Annotated in this window: 13 protein-coding genes; 3 read left to right on the forward strand and 10 right to left on the reverse strand. The window is 72.7% G+C overall.

Annotation, left to right across the window (positions count from 1 at the left end; genetic code table 11):
* Positions 1 to 66 precede the first annotated feature (66 nt).
* The 5 genes from ffh to AB0E98_RS07355 form a co-directional block, all read right to left on the reverse strand.
* Positions 67 to 1611 (reverse strand): signal recognition particle protein, encoded by a 1545-nt coding sequence (gene ffh, locus AB0E98_RS07335; RefSeq protein WP_361699552.1) that lies wholly within the window; start codon positions 1609 to 1611, stop codon positions 67 to 69.
* Between the two features lie 76 nt (positions 1612 to 1687).
* On the reverse strand, positions 1688 to 4120 hold the full coding sequence (locus AB0E98_RS07340) for a [protein-PII] uridylyltransferase (RefSeq protein ID WP_361699554.1): 2433 nt from the start codon (positions 4118 to 4120) through the stop codon (positions 1688 to 1690).
* 16 nt (positions 4121 to 4136) lie between these two features.
* Positions 4137 to 4475, reverse strand: coding sequence for a P-II family nitrogen regulator (locus AB0E98_RS07345; RefSeq protein ID WP_361699556.1), 339 nt, complete (start codon positions 4473 to 4475; stop codon positions 4137 to 4139).
* A complete protein-coding gene (locus tag AB0E98_RS07350; RefSeq protein WP_361699558.1) occupies positions 4472 to 5758 on the reverse strand; it encodes an ammonium transporter in 1287 nt (428 codons plus the stop codon). The genes AB0E98_RS07345 and AB0E98_RS07350 overlap by 4 nt, the downstream gene beginning before the upstream one ends.
* A 317-nt stretch (positions 5759 to 6075) precedes the next feature.
* Positions 6076 to 7593 carry a hypothetical protein gene (locus tag AB0E98_RS07355; RefSeq protein ID WP_361699560.1) on the reverse strand — a complete coding sequence of 506 codons (1518 nt, stop codon included), beginning with the start codon at positions 7591 to 7593 and terminating at the stop codon, positions 6076 to 6078.
* A gap of 414 nt (positions 7594 to 8007) precedes the next feature.
* On the opposite strand from AB0E98_RS07355, the gene AB0E98_RS07360 reads away from it, so the two are divergent.
* A complete protein-coding gene (locus AB0E98_RS07360) occupies positions 8008 to 8670 on the forward strand; it encodes a bifunctional DNA primase/polymerase (protein WP_361699562.1) in 663 nt (220 codons plus the stop codon).
* An 88-nt stretch (positions 8671 to 8758) separates the two neighbouring features.
* Here the strand turns inward: AB0E98_RS07360 and ftsY are convergent, their stop codons facing one another.
* Positions 8759 to 10000, reverse strand: a complete 1242-nt coding sequence (gene ftsY, locus AB0E98_RS07365; RefSeq protein ID WP_361699564.1) for a signal recognition particle-docking protein FtsY — start codon at positions 9998 to 10000, stop codon at positions 8759 to 8761.
* 221 nt (positions 10001 to 10221) lie between these two features.
* On the opposite strand from ftsY, the gene AB0E98_RS07370 reads away from it, so the two are divergent.
* Positions 10222 to 11715, forward strand: coding sequence for a cytosine permease (locus tag AB0E98_RS07370; RefSeq protein WP_361700507.1), 1494 nt, complete (start codon positions 10222 to 10224; stop codon positions 11713 to 11715).
* Between the two features lie 495 nt (positions 11716 to 12210).
* On the opposite strand, the gene AB0E98_RS07375 is transcribed toward AB0E98_RS07370, so the two are convergent.
* From AB0E98_RS07375 to AB0E98_RS07390, 4 genes are all read right to left on the reverse strand, one after another.
* Complete coding sequence (locus tag AB0E98_RS07375; protein WP_361699566.1) at positions 12211 to 13629, reverse strand: sugar porter family MFS transporter; 1419 nt, start codon at positions 13627 to 13629, stop codon at positions 12211 to 12213.
* A 202-nt stretch (positions 13630 to 13831) separates the two neighbouring features.
* A complete protein-coding gene (gene smc / locus AB0E98_RS07380) occupies positions 13832 to 17401 on the reverse strand; it encodes a chromosome segregation protein SMC (protein WP_361699568.1) in 3570 nt (1189 codons plus the stop codon).
* A gap of 247 nt (positions 17402 to 17648) precedes the next feature.
* Positions 17649 to 17861, reverse strand: a complete 213-nt coding sequence (locus tag AB0E98_RS07385) for a hypothetical protein (protein WP_361699570.1) — start codon at positions 17859 to 17861, stop codon at positions 17649 to 17651.
* A gap of 405 nt (positions 17862 to 18266) precedes the next feature.
* Positions 18267 to 18548: an acylphosphatase gene (locus tag AB0E98_RS07390; protein ID WP_361699572.1), complete on the reverse strand. Its 282-nt coding sequence runs from the start codon at positions 18546 to 18548 to the stop codon at positions 18267 to 18269.
* 132 nt (positions 18549 to 18680) lie between these two features.
* Here AB0E98_RS07390 and AB0E98_RS07395 point away from each other — a divergent pair, with 132 nt between their 5' ends.
* Positions 18681 to 19946: a CAP domain-containing protein gene (locus AB0E98_RS07395; RefSeq protein ID WP_361699574.1), complete on the forward strand. Its 1266-nt coding sequence runs from the start codon at positions 18681 to 18683 to the stop codon at positions 19944 to 19946.
* The last annotated feature ends 96 nt before the right edge of the window (positions 19947 to 20042 follow it).

A 20042-nucleotide genomic window follows, 5' to 3' on the forward strand; every position in this document is an offset into this window, starting at 1 on the left:
GCGTACGGACGGCGGACAGCCCCCGGCGGTGCCGGGGGCTGTCGTCGCCCGGGGACCCGCCGGGGGTCAGCCCATGAACTTCTTGAACTCGTCGGGCAGTTCGAACTTGCCGTCGGCGCCCGTCGGGAGCTCGGGCATGCCGCCGGCCTGCGCCTGCTCGCGGCGGGCGGCCGCGGCCTCCGCGTCGGCCTTGCGCTTCATCGGGTTGCCGGACTGGCGCTTGCCCTTGCTCTGCTTGATCTGCTTCTTCTTGCGGGCCGCGCCACCGCCCATGCCCGGGATACCCGGCATGCCCGGCATACCGCCGCCCTGGGCCATGCGGGACATCATCTTGCGGGCCTCGAAGAAGCGCTCCACGAGGTTCTTCACCGCGCTGACGTCCGCACCGGAGCCCTTGGCGATACGGGCGCGGCGCGAGCCGTTGATGATCGTCGGGTCCTGGCGCTCGGCCGGGGTCATCGACTTGATGATCGCGGCGGTGCGGTCGACGTCGCGCTCGTCGAGGTTGTTGATCTGGTCCTTGATCTGGCCCATGCCCGGAAGCATGCCGAGGAGCTTGGAGATGGAGCCCATCTTGCGGACCTGCTCCATCTGCGACAGGAAGTCGTCGAGCGTGAACTCCTTGGGGCCCTTCGCCAGCTTGGCCGCCATCTTCTCGGCCTCGTCCTGGCTGAAGGTCTGCTCGGCCTTCTCGATGAGGCTGAGCATGTCGCCCATGCCGAGGATGCGGGACGCCATGCGGTCCGGGTGGAACGCGTCGAAGTCGTCCAGCTTCTCGCCGTTGGAGGCGAACATGATCTGCTTGCCGGTCACGTGGGCGACCGACAGGGCGGCACCGCCGCGCGCGTCGCCGTCGAGCTTGGAGAGCACGACGCCGTCGAAGCCGACGCCGTCGCGGAAGGCCTCGGCGGTGTTGACCGCGTCCTGACCGATCATCGCGTCGAGGACGAAGAGGATCTCCTGCGGCTGCACCGCGTCACGGATGTCCGCGGCCTGCCGCATCAGCTCGGCGTCGATGCCGAGGCGGCCGGCGGTGTCGACGATCACCACGTCGTGCTGCTTGGCGTGGGCGTACTCGACGGAGTCCTTGGCGACCTGGACCGGGTCGCCCACGCCGTTGCCCGGCTCCGGCGCGAAGATCGCGACGCCGGCGCGCTCGGCGACGACGCCGAGCTGGTTGACGGCGTTGGGGCGCTGGAGGTCACAGGCGACGAGCAGCGGGGCGTGGCCCTGGCCCTTGAGCCAGTGGCCGAGCTTTCCGGCGAGGGTCGTCTTACCGGCACCCTGGAGACCGGCGAGCATGATGACCGTCGGGCCGCTCTTGGCGAAGCGCAGCCGGCGGGTCTCGCCACCGAGGATGGTGACGAGCTCCTCGTTGACGATCTTGATGACCTGCTGGGCCGGGTTCAGGGCCTGGGAGACCTCGGAGCCGGTGGCGCGCTCCTTGACCTGCTTGATGAAGGCCCGCACGACGGGCAGCGCCACATCGGCCTCGAGCAGGGCGATGCGGATCTCGCGTGCTGTGGCGTCGATGTCGGCCTCGGAGAGGCGGCCCTTGCCCCGGAGGTTCTTGAACGTCGCTGCGAGGCGGTCGGAGAGGGTATCGAACACGGTGGTCGCGAGTCCTTCTTGTCGTGAGTCAAGGCGGCGGCTGACCCCCAAGGGTATCCGGCCCTCCCCGGTGCGGTCAGCCGCCCAGTGACTCCTGGACCGCGCGGGCCGTCCGGGCCTCCTCCTCGGGCGGCAGCGGGCCGCCCCCGGCGCCCGTCACATAGAACGCGTCCACGGCGCTGGCGCCCAGGGTGCTCACGTGCGCGCTGCGCACCCACAGCCCGGCTTCGTCCAGGGCGCGGCCGATGCGGTGGAGCAGTCCGGGGGCGTCCTGGGCCCGTACTTCCAGGACCGTCGCGTCCCGGGAGCCGCCCGGGGCCACGCTCACCCGGGGCGGGGCGTGGGGGACGCCGGGGCGCCGGCCGCGGTAGGCGGCCTCGCGCTCGGCCAGCCGCCCGGCGACGTCGAGGGAGCCGTCCAGGGCCCGTGTCAGGTCCTCGCGCAGCCGCGCGGCCCCGGGCGGGGAGCCGTACTCGGCGGCGACGCGCCAGGTGAGCAGGAGGGCCGGGCGGTCGTCGGCCGCCGGCCCGGCCATAGCGCGGATCTCGGCCGTGCGGACGCGCAGCCGGTGCAGGGCGAGCACCCCGGCGGCGGCGGGCAGGACGCCCGGCCGGTCGGGGAGCGCGATGAGCAGCTCGACGCCGACGGGCCCGTCGCCGCCGGCGCCCTCGGGGCGGGCCCGCAGGACGACGACGGGGGCGTCCGTGCGCCGGGCCTCGTCGGCCGCCGCCGTCTGTTCGGCGGTGGGGGCGCACCGCCGGGGGCCGGGCGGGACGGGGCGGCCGTCGAGGGCGGCGGCCGCCCGGCGCACCAGGTCGGCCACCAGCGAGGCCCGCCAGGCGGTCCAGGCCGTGGGGCCGGTGGCGAGGGCGTCGGCCTCGGTGAGGGCGTGCAGCAGCTCCAGGACGGCGGCGGAGCCGACCGCGTCCGTGACCGCGCGGACGGTGGCGGGGTCGCCGAGGTCGCGGCGCGTGGCGGTGTCGGCCAGCAGGAGGTGGTGGCGGACGAGCGTGGCGAGGACGGTGGCGTCGTCCGGTCCGTAGCCGAGCCGGGCCGCCACCTGGCGGGCGGTCGCGGCGCCGGTCTCGGAGTGGTCGCCGGGCCGGCCCTTGCCGATGTCGTGCAGGAGCGCGGCGAGGAGCAGCAGGTCGGGGCGGCCGACGCGGCGGGTGAGGGCGGCGGCGCGCACGGCCGTCTCGACGAGGTGCCGGTCGACGGTCCAGCGGTGGAGGGCGTTGCGCTGCGGGCGGCAGCGCACGTGCTCCCATTCGGGCAGCAGCCGGGAGACGATTCCCTCGGTCTCCAGGGCCTCCCAGACGGCCACGGCGGGCTCTCCCGCGCCGAGGAGGGTGAGGAGCTGTTCGCGGGCCTCGGCGGGCCAGGGCACGGGCAGTGCCGCGGCGCCGGCCATGCGGCGCACCGCGTGCCGGGACAGCGGGAGGCCCGCCTGGGCCGCGGCCGCCGCGGCGCGCAGCGGGAGCACGGGGTCGTGCTCGGGGCGGGCGGTACGGGCGAGGCCGACCTCGCCGTCCTGTTCGACGACGCCTTCCGCCAGCGGGATCCGCTCTGGCGCGGCGAAGCCCCCGCGCCCCCCGCGCCCGCCGATGATCCGGCGCAGCCGGGGCCGTCCGGAGCGGGCGCGCAGGACGCGGCCGACCTCGCGCCAGGTGACCTCGGCGGCGTAGGAGACGGTGTGGGCGGCCCGGTACACCCCGCGCAGGAGGGCGTCGGCGTCGGGGAGGCCGAGGGCGGCGGCGACCTGGTCCTGTTCCTGGAGGGCGAGCCGGTCGGTGGCGCGGCCGGTGGCGAGGTGGAGGGCGTCGCGGGTGTCGAGGAGGAGGGTGCGGGCGGCTTCGAGGCCCTCGCGGGGGGCGTCGGCGAGCCAGGAGGCGGCGACGGCCCGCAGGGCGGTGGCGTCGCGGAGGCCGCCGCGCGCCTCCTTCAGGTCGGGTTCCAGCAGGAAGCGCAGCTCGCCCTGGCGGTGGGCGCGTTCCTCGCACAGCTCGCGCAGTTCGGGCAGCCGGGCGGGGGCCTGGGCGCGCCAGTCCTCGTAGGCGGTGGTGCGCAGGGCGGCGGTGAGGGCGGGGTCGCCGGCGAGGTGGCGGGCGTCGAGGAGGCCGAGGTGGACCTTGAGGTCGCTCGCGGCGGCCTTGCGGGCCTCGGCGGGGGTGCGGACGGAGTGGTCGAGGGCGAGGCCCATGTCCCAGACGGGGTACCAGACGCGGTCGGCGAGGGCGGCGATGCCGGGGGCCGTTGTGGTGCCGTCGTGGAGGAGGAGGACGTCGAGGTCGCTGCGGGGGGAGAGTTCGCCGCGCCCGTAGCCGCCGACGGCGACGAGGGCGACGCCGGGGGCGGGGCCGAGGAGCTCGCCCAGCCAGTGGTCGGTGGCCCGGGCGAGCTCGGTGCGCAGGGGCGGGCCGGTGAGCCGTTCCTCGTGGAGGAGGCGCAGCCGGGCGGCCGCGTAGCCGCCGTGCCGTCCCGGGTGCGCCTCGGTGTCGTGCTCCGTCAACGGGGGCTCCTGGCGGTCACAACGCGTCGCTGCCGCGCTCGTCGGTGCGGACGCGGGCGACGGTGTCGAGGGGGACGACCCAGACCTTGCCGTCGCCGATCTTTCCGGTGCGGGCGCTGCGGATGATGACGTCGACGATGTCGTCGGCGTCGTCGTCCTCGGCGAGGACCTCTATGCGGATCTTGGGGACGAGGTCGATGGTGTACTCGGCGCCCCGGTAGACCTCGGTGTGGCCGCTCTGGCGGCCGTGGCCGGTGGCCTCGCTGACGGTCAGGCCGTGGACGCCGAAGTCGCGCAGGGCGGTCTTGACGTCCTCCAGCTTGTAGGGCTTGACGATCGCGGTGACGAGCTTCACGCGTCCACCTTCTTGTCGGGCGTCCCGTTCGGGAGTTGCTGTGCGGGGGTGTGGTGGACGGCACGGGAGGCGGCGGCCCCGCCGACGGCGGTGAAGTCGTAGGCGGTCTCGGCGTGGAAGGCCTGGTCGATGCCGGTGATCTCGTCCTCCTCGGCGGCGCGGAAGCCGACGAGCTTGTCGACGAGCTTGGCGAGCAGCCAGGAGGCGGTGAAGGAGTAGGCCATCACCGAGAACGCGCCGGCGGCCTGGCGGCCGAGCTGGGTGAGGCCGCCGATGCCGTCGGTGGCGAGGAGGCCGACGAGGAGGGTGCCGATGACGCCGCCGACGAGGTGGACGCCGACCACGTCGAGGGAGTCGTCGAAGCCGAGCCTGAACTTCCAGCTCACGGCCCAGGAGCAGACGCCGCCCGCGACGAGGCCGATGAGGATCGCCCCGAAGGCGTTGACGGCGGCGCCGGAGGGGGTGATGGCGACGAGGCCGGCGACGGCTCCGGAGGCGGCGCCGAGGGTGGTGAACGCGCCGTGCCTGATCCGCTCGTAGGCGAGCCAGCCGAGCATGGCCGCGCCGGTGGCGACCTGGGTGTTCATGGCCATGTTGGCGGCGGTGCCGTTGGCGGCGAGCGCGGAGCCGGCGTTGAAGCCGAACCAGCCGAACCACAGCAGCCCCGCGCCGAGCATCACCAGGGGCAGGCTGTGGGGGCGCATCGGGTCCTTCTTGAAGCCGACGCGCTTGCCGACGACGAGGACGGCGGCGAGGGCGCCGATGCCCGCGTTGATGTGGACGGCCGTGCCGCCGGCGAAGTCGATGACCTTGAGCTTGAACAGCCAGCCGTCGGCCTGCCAGACCCAGTGGGCGACGGGGAAGTAGACGACGCTCACCCACAGGGCGATGAACAGCGTCCAGGCGCTGAACTTCACCCGGTCGGCGAGGGCGCCGCTCATCAGGGCGGGGGTGATGACGGCGAACATCATCTGGAAGAGGGCGAACGCGAGGACGGGGATGCCCTCCTTGCCGCCGGTGAGGGTGTCGGGGTGGATGCCGCTCAGACCGAGGTGGCCGAGGCCGCCCAGGAGGCCGGCGCCGATGTCGTCACCGAAGGCCAGGGAGTAGCCGTAGAGCACCCACAGGACGCTGACGACGCCCAGCGAGATGAACGACATCATCAGCATGTTGAGCGCGCTCTTCACCCGGACCATGCCGCCGTAGAAGAAGGCCAGGGCGGGTGTCATCAGCATCACGAGCGCGGCACTGATCAGTACGAACGCGGTGTCTGCGCCATTCAATGTCGGTGTCTCCTCGCCGCCGCGGCCCGGGCCCCGTGCGGGCGGTGTCTCTTCGGTGGGCCGTTGTCGCCTTGAGGCTGTCGCAGCGCGGTTTCAGCCGGTGCCGTGGGCTGTTTCACGCCGGTGACGATGGAGGCGGGCGTGTTACGCCCTGGTGAACGGCGGGGCGGGCGCGGAGGAACTCCCCTACCCTGTCGGCCACCCGGCCGCGCGAAGTCACGGACCGGCCGTGGCGACCGCCCGGGGTGACCTGGCGTGGGGGAGCCGAGTCGGGCTGTCGGGAGGGTCGCCACGGCCGGGCAGGGGGGCCGGAGGGATCAGACCGCGTGGGCGGCCTCCAGGGATTCCGGCAGGTGGACGGCGAGTTGGTCGGTCAGGTCGATGACTTCGGCGACGTCGCCGAAGTCGCGGTGGGCGTTGTCGACGGTCTTGCGCAGCCGGTTGTTGACCCGCTCGGAGCGGACCTGTTTGGCGATCCTCAGCGCCTTCTTCACGGGCTCCGCGCAGGCCTCCGGCTCGCGCTGGAGCAGGTGCACGGTGGCCATGCCGATCAGGTTGAGCGCATACGAACGCTGGTGCTCGTCGTCCTGGGAGAACAGCTCGACGGCCCGCTCCATCTTGGGCCGCGCCAGCTGGGCGTAGGTGGGGCTGCGGCCGGCCACATAGGCCAGGTCGCGGAAGGAGTGGGCGTTCTCGGCGTTGAGCTCGGCCTCGGAGAAGAAGCGGATCCAGTCGGGGTCGCCGTCGCCGGACGCGATGTCGGCGAAGCAGTCCTCGGCCATGGCGACCGCGCGCTTGACCTTGGCGGGCTGGCCCATGTTGGCGTAGGCGCGGGCCTCCATGGCGTGGAGCATGGCCTGGGTGCGGGGGGTGGCCGTCTCCCGGGAGCCGTACTGGCCGAGGTGGATCAGCTCCAGGGCGTCGTCCGGGCGGCCGAGGTGGATCATCTGGCGGCTCATCATGGAGAGCACGAACGAGCCAAGGGGGCGGTTGCCCGCCTCCTTGGCGGCGTGGAGGGCGAGGACGAAGTACTTCTGGGCGGTGGGGTGGAGGCCGATGTCGTAGCTCATCCAGCCGGCCAGCTCGGCCAGCTCGGCGGCGACGTGGAACAGCCGCCGGGTGGTCTCGTCGGGCTGGGGCTCCTGGAGCAGGTCGGTGACCTCGTGGAGCTGGCCCACCACGGCCTTGCGGCGCAGCCCGCCGCCGCACTGGGCGTCCCACTGGCGGAACATCACGGTCGTGGACTCCAGCAGCTCCAGCTCGGGCTCGGAGAGCCGGGACCTGCGGGAGCGGTCGCGCTCGGCGCCGCGCGCGCCGTCCCGGCCGGTGGGGCCGGGCACCAGCCAGCGCTGCATGGGCTCGATGAGGGCGGGGCCGGCGGTGAGAGCGAGCGAGGTGCCGAGGAAGCCCCGGCGGGCGAGCATCAGATCGCTGCGGGAGAACTCGCTGAGCAGCTCCACGGTCTGGGGGGCGGCCCAGGGCAGGTCCACCCCGCCGACGGAGGGCGACTGGTGGGCGACGCGCAGGCCGATGTCCTCGACGCCGACGACACAGCCGAAGCGCTCGGAGAAGAGCTCGGAGAGGATCTTGGGGATGGGCTCGCGGGGCTGCTCGCCGTCCAGCCAGCGGCGCACCCGGGAGGTGTCCGTGCTGATGTGGTGGGCGCCCAGCTGCCGGGCCCTGCGGTTGACCTGGCGGGCGAGCTCGCCCTTGGACCACCCGCTGCGCAGGAACCATGAGTTCAGCTGTTCGTTCGGGCGTTTCTCACCCTTGTCGGCCCGATCGGCCTTCTCGGCCCGATCGGTGCCGTCGGCACCACTGACATTGCCGCTCACGGGAACGCCCCCATCCACAAATCCGCAATTACGCGAGTACGTGTCCACACGTGCGTTCACCACGTCTGCGCGTGAACCGCCAACAGCTTGCCGCGTGTTGCGGCCGCCTGTCCGGCGCCGTCCATGCACCGAAAGTAATCCTACGATCACCGTTCAGGCGAGAGCGGTCCAGTAAACGCCACCATTCGCCACCCCAAGGAATGAACGTGTCCCGCGCACTTCGCGATTGACTTGACGCGGAACAACCACAGGAAAACCGGGCAACGGGTGGATCGATGCGCGCCACGGCGCACGGCCTCCGACGCACCACCCGTCGCACACCGTCGCACCGCCCCGGAGCAGACGTCCGCGACCGTACGTGTCCGAGACACTCCGACACGTAACCAACTGCGAACACGACCCGTTGGAGGGGGCATGGGCTTCACTATCGGCGGCATCCGGGACCTGCGCTCGAGCTCTCGGCGCCGAGGCCGCGCGTCCGAGTACGCGACGACGGTCGCGGAGTACACCGGCCTGTGGGGCTGGGACGTGGTCCCGGGCGCCCGGGCCTCGCGCGGGGGCCGGGTGGTCTGCTCGTGCGGAGCCGCCGACTGCCCCTCCCCCGGCGCCCACCCCCTCCCCTTCGCGTCACCGGTCCCGGCGGGCTCCACGCTGGACGAGGCCGCGGCCGCCTGGGCGGAGGTGCCGGGCGCGGCCGTGCTGCTGCCGGTGGGGCGCTCCTTCGACGTGCTGGAGGTCGCGGAGGCGGCCGGGCGGCACGCCCTGGCCCGGCTGGAGCGGATGGGGGTGCCGCTGGGCCCCGTGGCCCTCACCCCGGACGGCCGCGCGCTGTTCCTCGTCGCCCCCGGCGCGGCCGCGGAGCTCCCCCAGCTGCTCTACCGCATGGGGTGGGACGACGCCCGGCTCGATCTGCGCGGCCTGGGCCGCGGCGACCACATCACGGCCCCGCCGTCGGACTACGCGGGCCTGGGGCCGATGCGCTGGCTGCTGCCGCCCGCCCTCGACACGGCGGGCTGCCCCCCGGAGGCCCGCCTGCTGCTGGGGACGCTGGCGTATGTATGCCACCGCTCGGCATGACCGCCTCCGGCACGGTTCCGGGTAAGGGCGGGCCCCGCCGCGCTCACAGTCACGACGGGGCCCGTACGGCTCGTACTACGTCTTCCGGCTAGTCGCCGATCAGCGCGTCGACGAACGCCTCCGGCTCGAACGGCGCGAGGTCGTCCGCGCCCTCGCCGAGGCCGACGAGCTTGACCGGCACGCCCAGCTGGCGCTGGACCTGGACGATGATGCCGCCCTTGGCCGTGCCGTCGAGCTTGGTGAGGACGACACCGGTGATGTCGACCACCTCGGCGAAGACCCGGGCCTGGACCAGGCCGTTCTGGCCGGTGGTGGCGTCGAGGACCAGCAGCACCTCGTCGACCGAGCCGTGCTTCTCCACGACGCGCTTGACCTTGCCGAGCTCGTCCATCAGACCGGTCTTGGTGTGCAGTCGGCCGGCGGTGTCGATGAGCACGACGTCCGCGTTCTCGGCGATGCCCTCCTTGACCGCGTCGAAGGCGATCGACGCCGGATCGCCGCCCTCGGGACCGCGGACCGTACGCGCGCCCACGCGCTCGCCCCAGGTCTGGAGCTGATCGGCGGCGGCGGCACGGAAGGTGTCGGCCGCGCCCAGGACGACGGACTTGCCGTCGGCGACGAGCACCCGGGCGAGCTTGCCGGTGGTAGTGGTCTTGCCGACGCCGTTGACGCCGACGACCAACACGACGCCGGGCTTCTCCTCGCCGTTCGTCCCCACACCGGGCTCGGTGTGGACACTGCGGTCGGCGTCGGTGCCGATCAGGGTGAGCAGCTCCTCGCGCAGCAGGTCGCGCAGCTCCTCGGGGGTACGGGTGCCGAGGACCTTGACCCGCTCGCGCAGGCGCTCGACCAGCTCCTGGGTGGGGGCGACGCCCACATCGGCGGTGAGGAGGGTGTCCTCGATCTCCTCCCAGGTGTCCTCGTCGAGGTGCTCACGGGACAGCAGGGTCAGCAGACCCTTGCCGAGGGAGTTCTGGGAACGGGAGAGCCGGGCCCGCAGCCGCACCAGCCGGCCGGCGGTGGGCTCGGGAACCTCGATCTCCGGCTCGGCCGGAGCCTCGACCACGGGCTCCGGTTCGACGACGGGAGCGGTCTCCTCCGGGGCGGGGGCGGCCTCGGGGAGCTCGACCTCCTCCACGGTGCGGCGGGGTTCCGGCCGCGGGGTCTCGGCCTCCTCGCCGACGTGCGGTTCGGCGGGCGGCGCGGTGACGGACGGGCTGCTCGGTGGAGCGGGGGGCAGCGCTTTCTTCTTGCGACTGCTGACCACGAGCCCGCTGATCGCGCCCAGCGCGACCACAGCGATGACTACAGCAAGGATGACGATGTCCATAACGCCCCCAGTATCCGGCACCTGCGCGCGAGGGCGCTGCGGCGCCTTCGAACGAGGCGTGTTCGTGCTTTTCCACAAGGACCAATGGCACTAACCGGCCAAAGTTAGATCAAAGTACGATGGCGTGGGTTCACGTGACGCGCGTAGAGTCCCAACGTCCCTTTCTGCCCAGGCCCCGCCCTGCAATTCCCCCACACGGAGCCCCCGATATGGCCCCCACCATGGACAACGCTGCCGAAGGCGCCAACGTGTCCAGCGTCGACAGCGCCGCGAGCGCCGTCGAGACCCGCGGTATCGAGCCGGTACCCGACAACGAACGGCACGGCCGGGTCCGGGAGCTCTTCCCGACCTGGGTGGCCGCCAACATCAGCGTGCTGCTGCTCACCATGGGCGCGGCGCTGGTGGTCTTCAACAAGCTGAACTTCTGGCAGGTCCTGATCGTCGCGGCGTGCGCCGCGCTCGTGTCGTTCGGCCTGGTCGGTGTGGTCTCCGTGTCGGGCAAGTGGGGCGGCGCGCCCGGCGCGACGCTCTCCCGGGCCACCTTCGGTGTGCGCGGCAACCTCTTCCCGGGCGCGATCCTGTGGATCGCCCGCTTCGGCTGGGAGACGATCAACGCGGTCACCGGCGCGTACGCGGTGCTGACCGTGCTCGATCTGGTCTTCGGCGTGAAGAGCAACAACGTGCTGATCGTGATCACGCTGTTCGTCTTCGTCGCCTGCACGTTCCTGGTGAGCGGCATGGGCCGCAAGGTGCTCAACGTCTGCAACACGTGGTCGACGTATCTCTTCGGCGTCTTCAGCGTGCTGGTGCTCGGCTACCTGATCGCCCACATCAAGTGGGACGACGTCTTCTCCAAGCCCGCCGGCACCACCGCGATGATGATCGCCGGCATCGGCACGATCGCCGCGGGCGGCATCAGCTGGGTCCCCACCGGCCCCGACTTCGCCCGCTACCTGCCGCACGCCGCCTCCGGCAAGAAGATCGCGGGTGTCACGGTCTCCGGCGCCGGCATGGTGACGGTCCCCATGGTGCTGATGGGCGCGGTGATGGCCGTGGCCACGCCGGGTCTCGCCGACGCTCCGGACCCGGTCTCCTTCCTCGGTGACCTCCTGCCGACGTGGATCGCCGTGCCCTACCTGATCACCGCGATCGTCGGCATGCTGCTGATCAACTCCCTGTCGATGTACTCGGCCGGCTTCACTGCCCAGACGATGGGCGTCAAGCTGCCGCGCGCGCTGGCCGTGAGCATCAACGCCGCGATCTCGCTGATCGGTGGTCTGCTGCTGATGCTGGTCGCGAAGAGCTTCCTGAGTTCCTTCATCACCTTCCTGATCCTGCTGGCCGTCTCCTTCTCGGCCTGGATCGGCGTCTACGTGGTCGACATGGCCCGGCGGAAGAAGCGGGCCGTCCGCTACGACGCCGAGGCGCTCATGGACACCGGCCGCGCCAGCAAGTACTGGTACGTGGGCGGCTTCTGCTGGCAGGCCATGACGGCCTGGGCCGTGGCCCTGCTGGCGGGCATCGCCTTCACCAAGTGCGACTGGTTCGCCGGGCCGCTGTCGGGCACGTTCGTCGGCAAGTACGGGCTGGGCTGGGCGGCGACGATCGTGATCTCGGCGGCCGTCATGGCCGTGCTGCCGACGCCGCGTGAGGTTGCGGCGGAGGCGGCGGAGTCGCCGGAGCCGCTTCCGGAGCGGGAGAAGGTCGCCGCGTAAGCTTCGCGGCAACGTGCGGAGGGCCCCCTTGCGGGGCCCTCTTCGCGTTTCCGCCTCCCGCGCGGCGCGCGGGGTTCCGTGGAGTATCCGGCTGCCCGCCGGTGGGGTTTCCCGCGCCTTCGGCGCGGGGATTTCGCCCACCCGCCCACCCGATTACCCGGAACGGATTGCCCGGGTTGGGGCGTGTGTGTGTGGGGGGGGCGGGGCGTGGGGGGCGCGGGTTAAGAGGCGGCCCCGGGCACCCCCGGTAGTGACGTGAGGGGGCGGGGTGGGGTGGACGGGCCCTGGTAGGGGCGTGAAGAGCTCTTCGCCGCCAGGGCCGAATTCCGGGCACCCCGCACCGCAGTACCAGGCACCGCGAAGAGGTCAGCCCCGTAAGGGCCCGTCCCCCCCCCCCCACCCCGCCCCACCCACCCACCCACATAGCGAAAGGGTGCCGCCCCGGCCTTGTCGGCTGGAGCGGCACCCTTTCGAGGAGAGAGGCGGCGGGGGGGGTTAGCCCATCTCCTCCAGCGCCTTGCCCTTGGTCTCCTTCACGAACTTGAGCACGAAGGGAATCGAGAGCACGGCGAAGACCGCGTAGATGACATACGCACCCGACAGGTTCCAGTCCGCCAGGCTCGGGAAGCTCGCCGTGATGGCCCAGTTCGCGACCCACTGCGCGGACGCGGCGACACCGAGCGCCGCGGCGCGGATGCGGTTGGGGAACATCTCGCCCAGGAAGACCCAGACCACGACGCCCCAGGAGAGCGCGAAGAAGAGGACGAACGCGTGGGCCGCGACGAGGGCGACCGTGCCCTGCGTGGTGGGCAGGGTGCCGTCGCCCGTCTTGGAGGCGAAGGCCCAGGCCTCGAGGGCGAGGGAGACGGCCATGCCGACGGAGCCGACGAGCGCGAGCGGCTTACGGCCGACCCGGTCGACGAGGATCATCGCGATCACGGTGCCGACGATGTTGATGATCGACGTGGTGAAGCTGTAGAAGAACGAGCTCTCCGGGTTGACGCCGACGGACTGCCACAGCGTCGAGGAGTAGTAGAACGCGACGTTGATGCCGACGAACTGCTGGAAGACGGAGAGGCCGATGCCGACCCAGACGATGGGCAGGAGGCCGAAGCGACCGCCGAAGAGGTCCTTGAAGGTGGACTTCTCCTCGCTGTGCATCGCGTGCTCGATCTCGGCGACGCGCTTGTCGAGGTCGATGGTGCGGCCCTCGACCTCGGCCAGGACCTCCTTGGCCTTGTCGGTCTTGCCGACGGAGATCAGGAAGCGGGGGGACTCGGGGATGGCGAAGGACAGCAGACCGTAGAGGACGGCCGGGACGACCATGACGCCGAGCATGAGCTGCCAGGCCTCGATGCCCAGAACCTTGCCGCGCTGCTCACCGTGGGCGGCGTTGAGGATGCCCCAGTTGACCAGCTGCGAGACGGCGATGCCGACGACGATCGCGGCCTGCTGGAAGGCGCCGAGACGGCCGCGGTAGGCCGGCGGGGAGACCTCGGCGATGTAGGCCGGGCCGATGACGGAGGCCATGCCGATGGCCATGCCGCCCAGGACGCGCCAGAAGGCGAGGTCGTAGAGCGAGAAGGGCAGGGCCGAGCCGACGGCGCTGATGGTGAACAGCGTCGCGGAGATCTGCATGACGCGGATGCGGCCGATGCGGTCGGCGACCCGGCCCGCGGTGGCGGCACCGATGGCGCAGCCGATCAGCGCGATGGCGATGACCTGGGCCAGGGCGGCGGAACCGATGTCGTACTTCCCGCGGATGCCCTCGACCGCGCCGTTGATCACGGAGCTGTCGTAGCCGAAGAGGAAGCCACCCATGGCCGCGGCCGCGGTGATGAAGATGACATGGCCGAGGTGGTCCGGCTGGGCCTTGCGGCCCTCGGACCCCTGCGCCATCGCAGTGCTGGTCAAGGTTTTCTCCTGGGCCCGGCCACGTTGCCGGGAGTGGGGGGCGGCCTTTCCCGTGGGACACAAGATCAAGGGGGTCACCACGTGAAGGCGCGAGCGTCGTGGGAGACCCTATGTCTTCAATTTTCTAAGTCAATAGGTTGTGATGAAGAAGTTTCCGGGGCGTTTCCCCGGCGTTGGCTTCAATAGTTGAATCGATCTTCGACTAGTGGAGCCGCTGACTGATCACCTTCGACACTCCGTCGCCCTGCATCGACACTCCGTAGAGCGCGTCGGCGACTTCCATCGTCCGCTTCTGGTGAGTGATCACAATCAGCTGGGAGCTCTCCTGGAGTTCCCTCATGATCCCGATCAGCCGCTGGAGATTGGTGTCGTCCAGGGCCGCCTCGACCTCGTCCATGACGTAGAACGGGCTCGGCCGGGCCTTGAAGATGGCGACGAGGAGGGCGACCGCCGTCAGGGAGCGCTCGCCGCCCGACAGCAGGGACAGCCGCTTCACCTTCTTGCCCGGCGGCCGGGCCTCCACGTCCACGCCCGTCGCCAGCATGTCGTCCGGGTCGGTGAGCACCAGGCGGCCCTCGCCACCGGGGAAGAGCCGGGAGAAGACGCCCTCGAACTGCCGGGCCGTGTCGTGATACGCCGCGGTGAAGACCTCCTCGACCCGCTTGTCGACGTCCTTGACCACCTGCAACAGGTCCGCCCGGGTCTTCTTCAGGTCCTCCAGCTGCTCGGAGAGGAACTGATGGCGCTCCTCCAGCGCCGCGAACTCCTCCAGGGCGAGCGGGTTGACCTTGCCGAGCTGCTGGTACGCGCGTTCGGCTGCCTTGAGGCGCTTCTCCTGGGCGGCCCGGTCGTAGGGCACGGGACGGTTACGCGGGTGGTCCGGGTCGTCGGGGAGCTGCTCGCCCTCGGCCGGGGGCGAGGGCGGTACGGGCTGGTCGGGCCCGTACTCGGCGATCAGGGCGGCCGGCTCCACACCCAGCTCCTCCAGGGCCCTGGCCTCCAGTTGCTCGATGCGCAGCCGCTTCTCCGCGCCGAGGACCTCGCCCCGGTGGACCGAGTCCGTGAGCTTGTCCAGCTCCGACTTCAGCGCCCGGGACCGGTCGCGCCCGGCGGTCAGCTCCGCCTCGCGGTCGGCCTTCGCCCGCTCGGCCCGCCCGCGCTCCTCGTCCGCGCGCAGCAGCGAGACCTCCACATGGGCCAGGAGCTGGCGGGCGCCGGACGCGACGGCCCCGGCGACCCGTGCCTCGTGTGCCAGCCGGGCCTGGCGCCGCTCCGCGCGGGCGCGTGCCTCGCGTTCGGCGCGGGCCGCGCGGTCGAGGCCGTCGGCCCGGCCGGCTAGTGCCTTGACCCGCTCCTCGTGGGTACGGACCTGGAGGCGGGCCTCCATCTCGGTCTGCCGGGCGTTGGCGCCGTCGGCGGCGAGGCGGTCGCGGACGGAGGTGTCGGGCTCGTCCGTGCCGTGCTCGTCGTCGAGCTCCTCGGCCGCCGCGAGCCGGGCGGCGAGCTCCTCGGCCTCCTCGCCGGCCCGGACGAGCGCCTCCTCGGCGCGCGCGACCGCCGCGGCCGTGCGCTCGGCCTCGCCGGCCGCCGCCCTGGCCTGCCCGGCGAGGCGGCCGAGCGCCTGGGCGGTCCGCGACTTCTCCCGGTCGGCGTCGGTGCGGCGGGCGGACAGCTCGTCGACGAGGGCGGCCGCGGCCGCGCGGCGCTCCCCGGCCGTGTGCCGGGCCTCGGCGAGTCCGGCGCAGCGGGTGGTCAGCCCGGTCAGCTCGGCGGTCGCCTCGTCCACCGCCGCCTGGGTCTCCAGGAGGCTGGGGGCGCCGCCGGAGCCGCCCTGGGCGAGGTGGGCGCCGAGCAGATCGCCGTCGGCGGTGACCGCGGTGCGCTCGGGGTGGGTGCGGACGAACGCCTCGGCGTCGTCGAGCGTGTCGACGACGACGATGCCGCGCAGCAGCCGGCGGACGGCGGGCATCAGGCCGTCGGGGCCGCTCACCAGGGCGGCGGCCGGGTGGGCGCCGCCGGGGGCGTCCTCGGGGTGAGGTGACGTTCCTTCCGGGGGTCCGGCGAGCAGGAGGGTGGCCCGGCCGGCGTCCTCCTTCTTCAGCAGGCGCAGCGCCTCGGCCGCGGCGGCGGGGCCGGTGACGGCGATGGCGTCGGCGGCCGTGCCCAGGGCGGCGGCGACGGGGAGCTCGTATCCGGGGGTGACGGTGAGGAGTTCCGCGGCCGGTCCCAGGAGTCCGGTCAATCGTTCCTGCGCGGTCAGGAGGGCTCCGGTGCCGTCCTTGCGGCGCAGGCCGAGGGCGAGCGCGTCACGGCGGGCGGTGACGGCGGCGCGGCGGCGGTCGGCCGCGGCGGCGTCCTCGCGGGCGGCGTCGAGGGCGGCCCCGGCGGCGGTCAGGGCGGCCCTGGCCGCGTCGTGACGGGCGGCGAGCTCGGCGTCGTCGGCGGCGGTGCCGTCGGCCTCGGCCTGGTGGCGCTCGTACTCCTCCCGGTCGGCGGCCGCGCGCTCGGCGGCCTCGTCGTGGGCGGTGGCGAGGCGGCCGATCTCGGCCTCGGCGGAGGCGGCGCGGCCGCGGGCGGCGGTGACGCGGCCCTGGAGCCGGGCGAGGTGTTCGCGGCGGTCGGCGATGGCGCGGGCGGCGTCCTTGAGGCGGCGTTCCTCCTCGGCGAGGCGGCGTTCGAGCTCGGCGCGGTGCCCGGCGGTGTCCTCCAGGGCGTGGCCGGCGGCCTCCAGCGCGGCTTCGAGCTCGGCTTCCTGTTCGCGGACGCGGGCGGCCTCGCGTTCCAGGTCCTCCGGGTCGCGGCCCCGGCGTTCCTCGGCGGGGGCGGTGGTGGCGCTGGTGACGCGGGCGTCGGCGAGGCCGACCGTGCCGCGGACGCGTTCGGCGAGCCGGGAGAGTTCGTGCCAGGTCTGCTGGGCGCGGGCGAGGCGCGGGGCGAGCTCGCGGACGTGCTCCTCCAGGGCGGCCTCGCGCCGGGCGGCGGCCAGCAGTTCCGTCTCGGCGGCCTCCTTGCGGGCCTTGAGAGCGGTCTCGTCGGCGATCTCGGTGCGCAGGGCCCCGCGGAGGGCGACCAGGTCGTCGGCGAGCAGGCGGAGCCGGGCGTCGCGCAGGTCCGCCTGGATGACGGCGGCGCGGCGGGCGACGGCGGCCTGCCGGCCGAGTGGTTTGAGCTGGCGACGCAGTTCGTCGGTGAGGTCCTGGACGCGGGCGAGGTTGGCCTTCATCGCGTCGAGTTTCCGCAGCGCCTTCTCCTTGCGCTTGCGGTGCTTGAGGACCCCGGAGGCCTCCTCGATGAAGGCGCGGCGGCCCTGGGGGTCGGCGTGGAGGACGGAGTCGAGCTGGCCCTGGCCGACGATGACGTGCATCTCGCGGCCGATGCCGGAGTCGGAGAGCAGTTCCTGGATGTCGAGCAGCCGGCAGGTGTCACCGTTGATCTGGTACTCGCTGCCGCCGTTGCGGAACATGATCCGCGTGATGGTGACTTCCGCGTAGTCGATGGGGAGGGCACCGTCGGAGTTGTCGATGGTGAGGGAGACCTCGGCGCGGCCCAGCGGGGGGCGGCCGGTCGTCCCGGCGAAGATGACGTCCTCCATCTTGCCGCCGCGCAGCGACTTGGCGCCCTGTTCGCCCATGACCCAGGAGAGCGCGTCCACGACATTGGACTTCCCGGAGCCGTTGGGGCCGACGACACAGGTGATCCCGGGCTCGAAGCGCAGCGTGGTGGCGGAGGCGAAGGATTTGAAGCCGCGCAGGGTCAGGCTCTTGAGGTGCACGCGGTAGGACTCTACCGGCCGTACGGCGCACGGGGCCGTGCCGCGCGCTGAGCCGCGCGCCGCCTTTAACAATGGGTTTCGCCCGGGAATCTTCAGGGCACACCATGCGTGAGGCGACGGCGCAGTGGAACAGGGGGACGGGGGACGCGACCGGATACGACGAAGGGACGCCGAAGCGTCCCTTGCTTGTGCGACTCTCCAGCGGCTGACGGTGCAGCCCGACCGGGCCCCCGGGGCAGGGCACGAGTCAGGCGAGCGCAGGCTCCGCCTTCGATACGTCGATGTCGATGCTGTCGAGCAGCGAGTCACCGCGGTGAGCGGCGGCAGTCAGCGCGTCGTTCTCGGCCTGCATCCGGATGAGCTCGGATTCAAGGTCCTGGACACGCTGCTGGAGCCGTCGCATCTCGGAGAGGACTCGGGGGTCGGAGCCGCCGACGTAACCGAGAAGCGCCTTTGCCATGATGGATGGTCCTCCACACTGAGTGACCGACCGAAGCGGTGTGGGTCGTGAGGGATTCGCACCCGCGGTGTCTGCCATCACTACTGCGGTGTTCCAATGCCAAACAGCTAAGGTGCGCGGGGCTTCCAGAGTCTCACCAAATGGTTTGACGGTCAACACGATCACACCCCGTATCCGCAGGCGTCCCAGGGGTGCGCGCTGGTTTATCCGCGCCGCATTTCCGCGCCCGGGGCCCGAGGGGGCGTAGAGATCATCCGTTGACAGGCAGCCTTGCACGATGCGGCCCGGTTGGCAACCATCAGGCGATTTCCTTCTCCTACATACGCCAATGGCATATGCAGGAGACACTGCTCCGGCGCGATTCCCGGGGAAACCGAGCCGATATCCGATTTTCCGGCGGTCGGGTCAGCGGATCTCGAAACCGTCGTATCCGCCCCTGGGTGCGCCCCAGATCTCGGTGACGCCGTCGACCCGCCCGGGCGTGTCGCCGTCCCGCAGCCAGTCGAGCAGTCGTTCGCATCCCTGGCGGGAGCCCTCGGCGACGACCTGCACCCGGCCGTCGGAGAGATTGGAGGCGAAGCCGATCAGATCACCGATCCGCAAGGCATTGGCCCGAGTGAACCAACGAAAACCCACACCCTGCACATGTCCACGGACCCACGCCGTGAGACGAACATTCTCGCTCATGTCTGCACGTTAACCGGCCAATTACATAAGCAGCACTTCGGCCCACCGTCCCGTGCCGTACAGTCACGGCCGAATAAAGCTCCCCCGTACGAGTGATGCACTTCGGCGCCGAACACGTAAGGAAGGCAGCGGATGGGTCGCCATCGACGCTCTGCCCGTGCGACCGCTGACGAGGCGGTGGCGAATGCCCGGCAGGTCCGGGCTCCCCTGACGAGCGAGACGGCCGGAGTGTTCGAGCCCGAGGATCCGGCCGAGGCGGTCACCCAGCCCATTCCCATCGTCCGCCCCGCCCCCACCGGCACCGGCCGGCACCGCAGCCCCCACCGCCCCAAGGCCAAGGCGGGCCGGGCGCCCAAGGCCGGCGCCGCCGCAGCGGGCCGGGGCGGCGGAAAGCCCCCCAAACCGGCGCCGCCCGCCCGGCGGGCCGGGCTGCTCGGCGCGTCGGCGGCCGTGGCGATGGGCGCGGTCGCGGTGGTCTCCGGACTGCTGCCCAGCGGGGCCTTCCCGCCCGGCGGCGAGCCGCACTCCCCCGGCTCCGGCAGCAGCGGCCATGTGCTGGCCGACGCCCCTCCCGAGGCACCACCCGAGGCACCGGTGCCCCCGCCGCGGCGCGACGGCCGGTCCGACGCCCCGGCGGACCGGGCGGACGGGCGCGACGGCCCGGCTCCGGAGCGGGAGACCCGGCCCGAGCGCGACACCGCGGCGCCACCGGCGGCGTCCGGACCGATGGCTTCCGGCCCGGCCGCGGCCGGGCCCCGGAGCGCCCAGGCGGAGCCGGTGAGCGCGCCCGGGCGCGGGAACGCCCCGGCGAACCGGGCCGCCGAGCGGCCCCCGGCCTCCTCCGGCGCTCCGGCCGACGCCCGTCCCGAGGGGGCGGCCCACGCCGCCGTCCCCGGCCGGCGCCCGGCCCCGCCGGCTCCCGGCGCCCCCCGGCGCCCCGCGCCGCACGAGCACACCGAGCACGCCGATCACGATCCCGACGACGACCTGGGCGCGCTGCCCGGCACACTGGCGGACACCCGGTCGTCCGCCGCGCATCTGGTGCTGTCCCTGGTCAACGCCGAGCGGGCGAAGGCCGGCTGCCGTCCCCTGCGGGTCAGCGGCAAGCTCAGCCGGCTGGCTCAGGCGTTCAGCGACGACATGGCCCGGCGGGGCTTCTTCGACCACACCGACCCGGACGGCCGGACCCCCTGGGACCGGGCCGCCCGGCGCGGCATCAAGAACCTCGGAGGGGAGAACATCGCGCGCGGCCACCCCGACGCCCACACCGTGATGGAGGCCTGGATGCGCAGCAGCGGCCACCGGGCGAACATCCTCAACTGCGACTACCGGAGCATCGGCGTAGGGGTGCACCACGGGGGCAACGGCCCCTACTGGACGCAGGACTTCGGCTACTGACCCGGCCGTGACGCACCGCTGCCCCGGCCGTACGGCGGTACGGCCGGGGCAGCGGCGTCCGGTGGCCGCGTGGGTTCACGCGGCGGCGCGGGGTCG

Source organism: Streptomyces sp. NPDC037389 (genome assembly GCF_040636475.1).
GTDB lineage: Bacteria > Actinomycetota > Actinomycetes > Streptomycetales > Streptomycetaceae > Streptomyces > Streptomyces hesseae.